Source organism: Clostridia bacterium, from assembly GCA_026414765.1.
Taxonomy (GTDB): Bacteria; Bacillota; Clostridia; order Acetivibrionales; family DSM-27016; genus SKW86.
The window spans coordinates 1-13,067 of the sequence record JAOAIJ010000029.1 but is presented as its reverse complement, the minus strand read 5'-3'; the positions used below and the strand labels follow the sequence as shown (position 1 = coordinate 13,067).

The window sequence follows — 13,067 nt, the reverse complement described above, 5'->3', positions numbered from 1 at the left end:
AAAAACTTTATATTTTAACAATTCATTTTATTATGAAAATATTATATAGCTTTATCATTTTTTAGAGACTTTTCCAATCCTTCATTTCTCTTGAACATAATATTTCCCTTTGAGATTTCCGGCACTTTTTCTAACAAATCCAAAATATCTCCAAGGAAAAAAATATTATTCTCTAAATATAAATTTCTATATATTTTAAGTATTACATCTAAATCTTCCTTTTCATCTAAAGTCCATCTAAGATTTGATATATCTTTTTCATACTCAAAATTTACTGTACTAAATAATTCTGGATGATTTCTAACGTATAAAGTCACATGTTCTCTTTCAGAAGTGAGTCTAGCCTCTCTATAACTTTTTTCCAGTGCTGAAAATTTAAATATTTCTATATCTAATCCGTCAGGAAAAGTCGGCGGATTGATATTTGATGCATAGTCACATTTATTGTTGAGATATACAGAGATTACATTATCTATTACCTTTGGATCTATCAGTGGACAGTCTGCAGTAATCCTTACGACACTATCATTTTCACGTAAACTATATTTGACAGCAGCGTTATAAAATCTATCTAGTACATCATTTTCATTTCCTGTGAAACAATTGATATTGTATCTTTTACATTCTTGTACTATAAGATCATCTTTTTCATTAGTACTAGTCGCAACTAGTACCTTATCTACTAAATTACTTTGTTTTACCCTGTTAACCACATGCCACAAAACAGTTTTTCCTAATAACTCTATTAGAACTTTACCTGGTAGCCTTGATGAGCCCATTCTTGCTTGAATAATTGCTAGAATCATTTTAATATCACCTCAAAACAATTGTCGCAGATCTCCTATACACTCTATAGCTTACTTAATACCTTCAGTACTTAAGCTAGGATATAAAGGAAGAGTAATGGTATTTTGATATAACGACTTAGCATTAGGACATGTTCTTTCTATACCCTAACTTTTTTTATTATAGATGAAAATAAATAGTTATATATTACACCTTTACCTCTATACTTTTTTGTTTTATTCATTAATAATATATTTTCATACTCTCTCCCTAAACAAGTGAGGGATTTTCACTAATCCATTTCATAGTTCTTGCAATACCTTCGTCAAGTGATATCTCAGGTCTCCATGACAGTATTTTACTTGCCTTGCTGTAATTACACAGTAGCTTCTGAATTTCACTTTGTGGATGTATATGTTCAACATGCTTTATTTTACTGCTATCCCCACATATACGCATTGCAAGTTCATTTATACTTATATCATAACCTGTTCCGGCATTAATCGTTTCCCCTATAGCCATATCGTTTAAACCTGCTTCTATAACAAACCTTGCACAGTCTTCAACATATAGAAGATCTCGAGTTTGCTTACCCTCTCCATATATATTTAAATCCTTTCCTCCTAGTGCGCGTTTACAGAAAATGGCAACTACTCCTCCTTCTCCACCGCTCTTCTGGAATGGACCATACGTATTGAACGGACGTAAGATAGTAACAGGTAATTTGTAAGCATACCAATATGAAAGAACTAAGTTTTCTCCTGATATTTTTGCTCCAGCATAAGGTGAAGCAGGTTTTAAGGGATGGCTTTCAATAATACCGTTTTCATTATTTGCTCTATCATACACCATACAGGTACTCATAAACACCATTCTTGTATGGTATTTCCTACATAACTCAAGTACATTGAATGTACCAATAACATCATTATTAAAAGTGGTTTCCGGATCATCGATACTATCCTGAACATTAATACTCGCTCCAAGATGGTAACATATATCAATTTTGTTTTCAAAAAGTGTACTTAGTAAATCATTATCCTTTATATCGCCATTAATAAAAGCTTTAAGTTGCTTACTTTCTTTAAACTCTTCTAAATTTTCAACTCGCCCGTTTGATAGATTATCAAGGATCCAAACATCATTCCCCATTTCTATCAACTTTTTTGCTACCCATCTACCAATAAAACCTGCTCCACCTGTTAGTAATACTCTCATAGTATTTTCACCTCTATAACAATGATTCGCTTAGAATAATATCTCTTATTTGATCCTTACTTATGGGTTCTTGCTCTTCGGAGCTGTAACTCATTTCATTTACTTTCCTATAATTTTTATAAGTACTTTCATAATCCTTTTCATGTAACCCGGTAGTTATGGCAAACATCTCGCCCAAATCATAAGTAGAAAATGATTCTTCCTTTGTCATTAATTCTTCATACATCTTTTCTCCTGGTCTAAGTCCAACAACTTTAGTCCTAATTGATTCCTTATTCATACCATACTTTTTACACATTTCTTCAATAACTACTTCACAAAGGTCTTTTATTCTCACTACTGGCATTTTAAGAACAAAAACCTCCCCACCAGTAGATACTAGAGCCGCTTTCATAGTTAATGAAACAGCTTGTCCTATTGACATCATAAACCTGCTCATTTCAGGATTAGTAACCGTTATTTCTTTACTTTCAAGTATTTGTTTCTTAAACAAAGGAATAACAGACCCTCTTGAGCCCATAACGTTCCCAAAACGTACAGCTGAAAATATTGTTTTAGCTTCACCCTTGTTATAATCTGCACTTGAAATTAGTTTTTCAGCTAATAGCTTAGTAGCGCCCATAGCATTAGTAGGACTTATAGCTTTATCAGAACTTGTAAAGATAACTCTCCCAACATTATTCTTAATTGCAGAAATAATTAAATTTTGGGTTCCAATAACATTAGTTTTTACTGCTTCAAATGGGTTATATTCACAAGCAGGAACATGTTTCATTGCTGCCAAATGGAAAATTACATTTATACCTTTACTCGCTCTTTCAATTCTCTCATAGTCTCTAACATCACCAATCAAATACCTTATATTGTCTTTGTGGCCTAATTCATTTTCCATTTCAAATTGTTTAAACTCATCACGGCTGAAAACTCTGATTACTTCAGGTTCATGCTTTAGCAGTTCGTTGACAAGCCTTTTTCCAATAGTACCAGTACCACCAACTACTAAGATTTTCTTTTTATAATACGTGTTATCCTCCATATACACCCACCAATTCACATAATCTGGTCTATTATTTGTCTACAAATTAAACAAGTTTACATACTTAATACCTTTTTCAGTTAGTAATAATTCATTTTCGTAATCCCAACAGAGAACAATATATTCAACATTTTTATCGAAACTGTCCAATTGGGCACTTGAAACGCTATATAAAGCTATACCAACTTCTCGAACTGCATTTGAAACAATATCATATAGCTCATTATGAACACCAAGGAGATATACTCTTTCAAGTCTTGTATTTTCATTTAACATCCCCTTGATTTTAGAATTTAAACCAGTTATATAATTATACGAATAAGCTATAAACTCACATGCTCTTTGCGTTTTTTGAATAAAACCTGTCGGAGTCAGCATATATCTAACAGCTCTACTATTAACGTGTTCTATTTTAATAAGACCTTTTTTTATTAACCGTTTTATTAGTATATTTGCAGCTCCTAAAGACAAACCTGCTTTTTCGGCTATTTTCCTTTGCGTTACGTTTTTATCCATAGATATATACTGTAATATTTCATATTCTTTATCCAAGACTATACACCCATTCATGATAAAAATTTTATTGATTACTGTTCAATAATGCTTATATTGCTTAACTTAAACTTTCCTTTTATTATTAATTTTAGGCTAACATCATATTGTGTGATATTATTTGGGGTTTTAAATGAAGCGGTATAAGTGGTTCCTACTGATTGTGACAGAAACCCACTGACATCGGTAGCCCCATCAATAGTAAATGGTATTTGTAAACTTTGACTTCCTGTCTGAATATTTGCATTAATATTGTAAGTTTTATTTGGCAATAGTCCGAGACCTCTAGTGCTGATATAAGTCTCATTATTGTCTGGAATTTCAATATTAAAACTTTTAAAGTCATTTATAGTTTTAATATTACTATCTTTCTTTATATTCCATTGATCTGGAACACCATCTGAATTTATATCCAAATCAAACACATTATACAGTTTTATTTTTTCATAATCTATAAAATTTTGCTTGCCCAAATTGTCTTTAATATACTTAAGCTTTTCATATGCTTCCATGGATTGGGCAGAGAATATAAATGGATTTAAATTGCTTTTATTGGCTTTCACTGCATCATCAAATATATGTTTCATTCTATCTATAACTTGTACTGCATTTTGATTGTTATTTTGGCTGAAGTTATAAAGAGCAACCTTTTTATACGTATCAATTCTTTTCTCCCATTGGTTTATATCTAAAGGTGCTAACTTATTACCATAATCAAAAAAGCTTAAGCCCTTTTCAACTTGATTAATAAACAAATAAAATGTACCTAGTTTATTTATTACATCTAACTTATATTTACCATACTTTTCTGCACCTTCCGCTTGCTCTATCGCTAAATCAATATCTTTTTGAGTAACATCCTTCTTCGTCACTAGCAAGTTTGCATAGTCAATCCTATATCCATCCATCAAAGGATCTGCTGCTACAGCCCTTTTCATATAGTCAAAAGCTCTCTGGGAATCATTATTTACTGAAGCTAAAGCAGCTTCTTTTCCAAAAATGAACCCCATATTAAACCTAAATGGAATTATCAATATTACAAGTGCTAATACAATACCAATGACAGGGTAGACTTGTATAATCTTAAACCTTTGAGCTCTACTGATAACTGAAAGTATGTTATTCACAAAGTTTTTCTTGTACATCAATTCCCTGTCTTCCCTACCATTCCTATACCTAGAATTAAATAATGCCATAAGTTCCCAGAGCAGTAGTGACACAGCTGACATTGAAAGATCCCAATCAATGATAGCATGCATTAACATTGCTATAATAGCTGTGAAGATACCTGTTTGCAGAATCCTCTCTTTAAAATCACTCTTCATTGTGTATCTGTACTCACGTAAAAACATAGCTATTAGTGAAACAATTATGAATAAAATTATTACAAACCCTATTGCTCCAGTTTCTAGAGCTAGCTGCAGATAATAGTTATGAGTCTCAGTGGTAGAATAGCTATATGACTGATAAGAAGGATGCAATATGAACCAGGCCCCACCACCTGCACCCAATATCAAATTATCCTTTAAAATCTTAAAAGCATCTCCATAAAAAATCTTTCTTTCTATAGCACTTTTGGAAACAGATAAGTTCTCAAACCTGGAAGCTATATTATCAGGTAGAAATCTATGTTTCATAGGTATGCTTTTTACTGTTTTACCCGAGTCCTTTTCTATTATTCTTGCATTATTAAGAATGGCAGCTTGGTTAGTATCACTACTGCTAAAATATATATTTACAATCTTTAATCCATTTGGAACAAAGAATGTAACTTCACGTGTCTCTCTACCGTTGGTATTTTTTCCTACCATATTTACTAGCTGCTTTTCTTCACCAAAGATGATGTCTGTCTCTTTTTGTGCAGTTAATCTTACAGTGTAAGCATTACCAGAATTATTTTTTGCATCAATATCATATAGTAGTTTATATCTGCTACCCGGCTCTAATACTATACTTTTCTTTACAGTTTCTGACACTTGCATTGGTTCATAAGCATTAAGCACATAAATAATAGCCGCAAAACCTAGTAAGCAAAGTGTTATTACTCCACATAAATATACCTTCCAATTAAGGTGTTCAAACCATGCTATAACTTTATCAGAAATAGCAGAAAACACAGCAGAAATACCTAACCCTAATAACAGGACTAACCAAATAATTAAAGCCTTTTCTCTAGTGCCTGAAATATTCATATACTCCAAAACAGCAATACTAGATGAAACTATGGCAATTATAGCTACATTTATAAAACCCCGGACTCTAAAACCTTTCGGAAGAAGTAAAATAAAGATAAATGCGGCCACAGGTAAGAACAAGAAAGCCCCTCTACTTAAGGTAAGTAAGAATGTTACTAGTATAAAAGTACATACAATAAAAGAAACCGTTCTTTTAAGCTTTGATACGGTATATATACTGATTGGCATAACTATAAAAAATACAGCCATCAAATAAGAAGCCAGGGCATTAGGATATTGTATAGAAGCAGTCATTCTATTATTGACATATAAGTCAAAGAACTTAATCCTCAGTCCTAAGCCACTAAATATACTATTGAATACGCTCGCTATACTACCTCCAGTTGCACCATCAAATCCTAATATGCAAACTCCGACTGTAGCAGCAACCATTACACCTAAAACCCTCATTTTGCTTTTATAAGAATTAATAATATCTGACAGAATAAAGAAAACAGAAAAATACATTACATATTTGAGCCATTCTGAAACAGCAAGATGAATATTTGCTGAAACAAATATACTGATAAAATATATGACTGTTAATAAAAAAGTACCATATTCCAATGGAGTTTGGAGAAATTTCTTATCTTTTTTAAGAGATTTATAAATCCAATATATAGCAAACAGCAACAGAACAAAAACTTCAGTAGGAAATATCTCTTCATCAAAGAAGAGTCCTCTTATGAAGGGTGGATAAAATATTACAATGAAAACTAAACAATAAATAAAACCTTTTAAGACTGAAACAAAATCAACTGTACTAGTATCTTTTTTCATTTTCATATAAATATTTTCCTCTCAGGACAAAATGTAATAAAATAGTCATGTTCATTATATGAACATGACTATTTTATTACATTAGTCTGTATAAGTCAATTCCAGTATTTATTAATATGATTGAAACATATTAATAATATACACTTAATATAAGCAAAAAAACTATATATGCAAACTCAAGCTATTTGCTTTTTAATAATACCATTTATTGAAATGCCTATACCCAGCATGGTCCAAAATACAGGAGCTACAGAAATGGTACTGTCGTTAAAAATACCTGTAAGGCAATAGCTCAAAACTCCAATAAAAACACTTACTCCTATTATGCCCAAAAATGAATCCAGTCTCGCTTTAATGTATATTCTAATTGATGATACCGTATATGCAAATATTATGAACAAAAACGCTAATACTGAAACTACACCCGTATTTACTGCCATCTGAAGATACATATTGTGCGGCTTATCGACTACTATGATGGAACTATCTAGACCAAGTAATTTACCAGCTATATCATCCTGTGGAAAGAATATAGCAAAGGTATCAGCACCGTGACCAAAAATGATAGTATCCCTTAACATTGGCAAAGTTCTAGACCAAATAAAGCCTCTTCCTGACGCAAAATCTTCTATTCCAACGAACCCCCATTTTGGTGGATTTCCAGCATCTATCAATCTATTTTGCACACTTGGAACTTTAAAACCTTCTTTGGTCAGAAAGAATAATATTTCTTTACCGCTTACATAGACGGTACTATTGCCGCCATTATTCCTTACTGTAACCTTAATGTCTGAATACGTTTCATTTCTGAACCCGATACTACCTCCATCATCAGTTATTGTATCTAAGGAATTCTTATTGCCATCTAAAAAAATAATCTGTGATTTCACATTCTTTAATATAAGAATAGCTTTTTCAGTTTTTATTTTCATCTCATCTCGGTCCGTAAACACAGCCTGTAGCCTATCTAGCTTTTTCTTTACAGAACTGTCTTTTTTAGCAATTCTTACAGACTCTATTATACTCTCACCAACAGAAGAAAGTTTATAGTACAAGAAACCGTTAGATACGATATTTGCTCCTACTGAAAGTACGATGCTTGCAATAACCATTACCCCAATGAATTTATAGTTACTGATAATTGGCTTTCTCAAAAAAACTATCAGTAATATAAATGCAACTACTGATATACCCATACCTGTCTTTGAACCTGAGCCGATCAGAGAAACTATCAGGCAGCAACTGAATAAAAATAAGCCTATCTTTTGAAATATATTTTTAAAGTATAAGGTAAGTCCAACTAAAACAGGCAAAATAAGAGCAACATAGCTTCCCACATAGTTCGGATTATACACTGAAGTATATACCTGGTGCTTAGGGAAAGTAAAATTCAACTGATCCCTTATATGAGCATATAGAGAAGGAACAATTAATTGTTTTCCAAGTACTGACTTATAAAAGTCCCAGCCGATAAGTTGAAATACTCCTATGAGGGCGATGATGGCTGCAGAAATAAGTATTGAAGCAACCAATATCTTGATTGTCCTTTCTCCTTTAGCAAGATTCATGCCAACAACCATAACAATAATATATCCAAGGAGCACCAGAGTACCTTCATACCTTTCAACATAACCAAATAGCGCTACATCAGGGTATTTAGCAGCGATAAGAGATACTATGACCACTAATGCATAAATGCCTAAAGGATAATAATATATGGATTTTTTAGTTTCCAAACCTTGCATACCCACTCTAAAAACAAATGTTATCAACAATAAAGAACTGAAAACTATAAATATTACAGACTTGTAATAGCTAAAAAAATCCACACTTTGAGGTGAAATCCATGTTTCAGCAGATATCCCTTTCAATTGTATGGGTTTCATTAGTACAATAGTTGGAACTATTGATAATATTAAAACCAGAGGTATTAAAAAGTAAATATCATATTTCTGAGTCAATTTTTCTGCTTTCCTTCTCCTTTTATTAGTACTTGACATCTGACTACCTCTCCTTATTTTCCTCACAAATTTTGTGGCCTACTATGTATGCTTATTATTCTATTCCCATAGTACTAAAAAAGCTAATAAAAGAATTTTGAATTGTAACAATAAAAAAACAGAATTACTCTGTTGATAATGAATAGCTCACGGTTTTTTAATTTTATTGTATATTAATAATTTTATTAAGTCAATTCCTTAGGCGGCTACACACATTAGCAAATATTAATAATTAATAAAAGTAAAATTATTGTAACTAAATTTCGATATTTCAGCATCAGAGGCCTTATTTTCCTGCTTAAGTCTAAAGATATTTCTCTCTCTTGGTGTAGCCAGGGGGGACTACTTATTATAATAAAAAAGAAGTGCCGATAAAATCGGCACTTCTCACTAACTATTTTTATTGATATTATACTACAACTACCTTAATAACCAACACTTTATTAGTCTTAGTTATTACAGTCATGCTGAATGTGTCACCAGCCTGTAAGTTAGTTGTACTTGAACCATCTACACCGCTTATAGTACGATCACTAGTAGAGATGTTTGATGTTACTGAAGCTGCTATATCACTAGCAGTTACTGTGTAGTCAGCCCCATACTGATCTTTTGCTCTGAGTACAGCAATTATCTTAGTAGACAATGTAGCTGCGTTTGTAATATCACCTGCTGCTATTGAAACTGCTTTAGCAGCTTTATCAGTTACTTTAAATCCACTTGCAACTGTTGTATCTGTATCCGCAAGATAGAAATCAGCAATTTCAGGAACTTTTGTTGAAATTACTACGCTACCAGTTACTACTACAGGACCATTTGCACCGAATACAGTTACAACTACAGGTATAGTTGCTTCCTTAGAAGTACTGTCTACAGATGCTCCATAGTATGCGTATACTCTGTTTGCTGCAGATTTATACTGTACATTAGTGTCGGTAGTAGCAAGCTGTACACTGTAGTAGGATGAAGGCACCGCTACCTTTGTACCGTCAGCTTTAACACCGTTTACAACTATTTCCACACCATGGTCGTTAACTAAAGGATCCTGAACATATGCTTTAGCCATTGCAGCTAATTCATATGAAGCAACGTCAGCTTTTTCAACTACAGTTACAGTGAATGTATATTCAGTGTTGTCTATAGCTGTTCCGTCACCCTTCTGGAGTTTGATAGTTACAGTAGATGTACCTTTAGCTTTTGCTTCAAGTACAACCTTATCAGTTCCAGCCTGACCGTCAATTCTTGCCATTGTGCGTATAGTATCATTAGCCTGTGCATATACTTTGTCAGTAGCTGAAGACTCAACTATAATTCTGTATACACCAGCAGCTGTTCCAAGAGGAGCAGTGATATCTCTACCATATTGGTCTTTTACTATAATTTTTGATGTTGTAACATCTACTGTAGCACCCTTAGCAAGTGTAGTTGTCAAATCTTTGATTCCGCCGATTGCAACACACTTAGCAGGATCTTTAACTGCTACAGTTAATGTATATATCTTACCAGTCTGAGTGACGATTGTAAGTGTTCCAGTTCCTTCTTTCTTCTGAGTTGAGTTAGCAGTAGTTGTATCAATTTCAAGGTTAGTTACACCTTTAACATGGTCACGTTTGAAGTCAACTGTTGCAGAATAACCATTGAATGTGAATGTCTTTGTGCTAACAAGATCAAGTGCTGTTTCATCTGTCAAAGCAGCTCCGAACTGGTCAACTGCTGAGAAAGGTATATTGAACTTTTCACCAGCTACTGCTACATCAGGAGCAGTAAATGTAAAGCTGTCAGCTTTAACTGCTGCTTTTACTACTACATCAAATGATGCCATTTTAGCAGTAGATTTAGCTATCATTCTAACTGTGCTTGTTCCTTCAGCCTGAGTATCAGCAAGAGCCAATACTGTTCTGTCTTTATCGTCTATCTTCTTAGTTTCGAAATCAGGGTTTCCAGCTCCACCCTTAACATCAACTTTAGAAGAATCTGATACTGTAACGATTACGTCTGCTTCAATAGCACCAGTGCTTGTTACTTCATTACCATACTGGTCTTTTGCAGTTACAACGAGGAAGAAGTTTGTTGAAGGTTCTGCACCACCACCAGCTGTTAAAGTCTTACCATCTGCATTCCACAATTTTTCAATTGCTATTTCAGCTACTGAAGCCTTGTCAACAACTGTAAGAACAGCTGATGCATTAGTACCACTTGAAACATGGATAGCTGTTACTGCAACTTTTTCGTCCTTAGCAAAATCAGCTCCACCGGTATTATCCAGTGTAATAGTAGCATTTGAACCGTTTGCAGTTGCGCTTGTCTGAGCTTTACCTGCTGAAATTGTTAAAGCTGTTCCGTTTGTAATCTCTTCGTCATACTGATTGTATACTTTATAGCCTGTAGTTGCCTTTTTAGCGTTTGATCTGTCCATAACCAAAGTAGTTCCTAAGGTAATCTTAGTAACTGTTTCATCTTTAACAGTAACTTTGTACTCCTTAGTAGCAATTTCGATACCGCCTACTGTTACAGTATAATCACCAGCAGTCATTTTGCTGTTTAATTCTATAGTTGCAGCCTTCTTAGCGGAATCCCATGTTGTTTCCTTCTTAGTTACAGCAATTGTACCCTTCTTAACATCGAAGGTAGCCTTTGTTGAATCAACTGCCTGGTTGAAAGTTACGGTTAACTTCTTAGCACCAGTAGGAGCTGCTGTAGCTGAAAGAGCTGTTACTTTTATAAGACCAGTAGTTTCAGCATCAGCCTGAGCTATAACTTTTTCTTCTACTAACTTTTCAACAAGAGTTTTTTCAGTACCTTTAACTTTTACAGCTAAAGTTTCAACGATAGCTACTGCCAAGTCGTTGTTAGTAACCTTTGTAAGGTCAGCTATTTTAGTCAAACCTTTTTCAGCTGCAAATTCAAGGATTTTTGAATACTCATAGTCACCTTTTACAGTAGCTGTAGTCTGAGTATATCCCAAAGCCTGAAGAAGAATCTTGTAAGCCTGCTGTGGAACTAAAATCTGATTTACACCGAACTCTGTTCCACCTTTGATACCTGTAAAACCAAACTCAGGATGAGCCTTCAGGTATGCAAGTATGTTTTTACCTTTTTCCCAACCAACCAAATTTTGATCTTTAAAAGTTTCCTTACCGGTTGCATCAAAAGCTTCTGCTGCGTCGTATTTACCAACAAGCCTTAAAAGAACCATAGCTGACTGGAATCTTGATGATTCTGTTGCAAGGTATGCATCAGTAACTCCGTCGTTTCCACCCCTAAGAACTTTGAGGGTTTCAGCTTTTTTTGCATCTGTCATAGTAGTTTCTGCTGCGAAAGCAGGAACCATAGCTGTCATCATAACAGCGATAGCAACTACTATTGCCAAAAATTTCTTGAGATTTCTCATGCTCTCAAATCCTCCTGTAATATTATTTTGGGTGAGCCTTATTTTAGAGCCGGGTCCGCTCCCCAGTAATATAACCCAGCTTGTGTTGCTTTTCTCAGGGTAAGCAAAGTTTACCTATCCTGAATTCAAACTAATTATATCATCGTAAATTTTGCCAGTCAACATAGGGGAATTAAGTGTAAAGAAATTGTAACAGAAAAAAGACACCTCACAAAATTTGTGAGGTGTCTTTTTATTTCAGTTATTAATTACTCAGTAATTCTAAGAGTTACAGTGATGGACTTACCATCCTTAGCTGCTGACATTACGATTTCATCGTTTGCTTCAGCTACTGCGCTACCTACTAACTGGAGGTATTTTCCGCTACCGATAGTGTACTTACCGCTAGTGCTGGATACTACCATCAGGTTTGTTGGGCCGTGGAAGGTGTCTTCCTTATCAGATTTACCGTACTGATCTGCAAATCTGAATCTGATGCCTGCATCACCTGTAGCACTCATGCTTCTTGCTGGCAATACTGGGCTAGCTGTCGGGTCGCCAATGAAGAACTTCTTAAAGTTTGCAAGAGATACTTCGTAGTAACCTTCAGCCTTCTTAACAACAGGCTGTTCAGTAAACTTAACATCTGTACCACTTCTGGTTGCGCCGTACAAGCTTACTGCTGCACTCTGAGCTGTTGGAGCTACATTGGATGATTTAACTGTTGTTGTTGGTGTGTAAACAACCTTGTCATATCCCCTTACCTGTGCATATACTGTAGATTCTGCTCCGGTTTCATTAGTGCCTACAGGAAGAGCATATACATAATTGCCAACTGTTGCAAAGCGGCTAGTATTGCCTACGCCATAGCTATTCAGGATGATACCGACTTTATTATTTGCGATGTCAGCACCGGTTAGGTCAACATTAGGCATCAATACCTTAGTTCCGCCAGCGAGTAAACCTCTTACCTTGATTTCCTGATTTTCCTTATCAGTAGCTGCTATCTTATTCTTCCAGATAGCATCATTTTCTTTGTCTGTTACAGGGTATGCATAAAGCGGAGTTGTGATCCTGTCTCTTATACACATCTG

General features: G+C 34.3%; 8 protein-coding genes. All 8 read right to left on the bottom strand.

Going from position 1 to position 13,067, the window contains the following annotated elements; all coding sequences use genetic code 11:
- Nucleotides 1–41: 41 nt before the first annotated feature.
- On the bottom strand, nucleotides 42–806 hold the full coding sequence (locus tag N3I35_12005) for a glycosyltransferase family protein (GenBank protein MCX8130811.1): 765 nt from the start codon (nucleotides 804–806) through the stop codon (nucleotides 42–44).
- 250 nt (nucleotides 807–1,056) lie between these two features.
- The gene (locus tag N3I35_12000) at nucleotides 1,057–2,004 is read right to left on the bottom strand and encodes an SDR family NAD(P)-dependent oxidoreductase (protein MCX8130810.1); all 948 of its coding nucleotides are present in this window, start codon (nucleotides 2,002–2,004) and stop codon (nucleotides 1,057–1,059) included.
- A 13-nt stretch (nucleotides 2,005–2,017) separates the two neighbouring features.
- Complete coding sequence (locus N3I35_11995) at nucleotides 2,018–3,040, bottom strand: polysaccharide biosynthesis protein (protein ID MCX8130809.1); 1,023 nt, start codon at nucleotides 3,038–3,040, stop codon at nucleotides 2,018–2,020.
- Nucleotides 3,041–3,079: 39 nt separating this feature from the next.
- Nucleotides 3,080–3,592 (bottom strand): winged helix-turn-helix transcriptional regulator, encoded by a 513-nt coding sequence (locus tag N3I35_11990; protein ID MCX8130808.1) that lies wholly within the window; start codon nucleotides 3,590–3,592, stop codon nucleotides 3,080–3,082.
- Nucleotides 3,593–3,627: 35 nt separating this feature from the next.
- Nucleotides 3,628–6,612: an O-antigen ligase family protein gene (locus N3I35_11985; GenBank protein ID MCX8130807.1), complete on the bottom strand. Its 2,985-nt coding sequence runs from the start codon at nucleotides 6,610–6,612 to the stop codon at nucleotides 3,628–3,630.
- Between the two features lie 170 nt (nucleotides 6,613–6,782).
- Complete coding sequence (locus tag N3I35_11980) at nucleotides 6,783–8,606, bottom strand: O-antigen ligase family protein (GenBank protein ID MCX8130806.1); 1,824 nt, start codon at nucleotides 8,604–8,606, stop codon at nucleotides 6,783–6,785.
- Nucleotides 8,607–9,015: 409 nt separating this feature from the next.
- Complete coding sequence (locus tag N3I35_11975) at nucleotides 9,016–11,994, bottom strand: hypothetical protein (GenBank protein MCX8130805.1); 2,979 nt, start codon at nucleotides 11,992–11,994, stop codon at nucleotides 9,016–9,018.
- 248 nt (nucleotides 11,995–12,242) lie between these two features.
- The coding region (locus tag N3I35_11970; GenBank protein ID MCX8130804.1) for a hypothetical protein at nucleotides 12,243–13,067 on the bottom strand (825 nt) is incomplete at its 5' end.

Bases quoted from the DNA above. Each gene is read 5' to 3' on its own strand.
- N3I35_12005 (MCX8130811.1), bottom strand. From the start codon at position 806: ATGATTCTAGCAATTATTCAAGCAAGAATGGGCTCATCAAGGCTACCA.
- N3I35_12000 (MCX8130810.1), bottom strand. From the start codon at position 2,004: ATGAGAGTATTACTAACAGGTGGAGCAGGTTTTATTGGTAGATGGGTA.
- N3I35_11995 (MCX8130809.1), bottom strand. From the start codon at position 3,040: ATGGAGGATAACACGTATTATAAAAAGAAAATCTTAGTAGTTGGTGGT.
- N3I35_11985 (MCX8130807.1), bottom strand. From the start codon at position 6,612: ATGAAAATGAAAAAAGATACTAGTACAGTTGATTTTGTTTCAGTCTTA.
- N3I35_11980 (MCX8130806.1), bottom strand. From the start codon at position 8,606: ATGTCAAGTACTAATAAAAGGAGAAGGAAAGCAGAAAAATTGACTCAG.
- N3I35_11975 (MCX8130805.1), bottom strand. From the start codon at position 11,994: ATGAGAAATCTCAAGAAATTTTTGGCAATAGTAGTTGCTATCGCTGTT.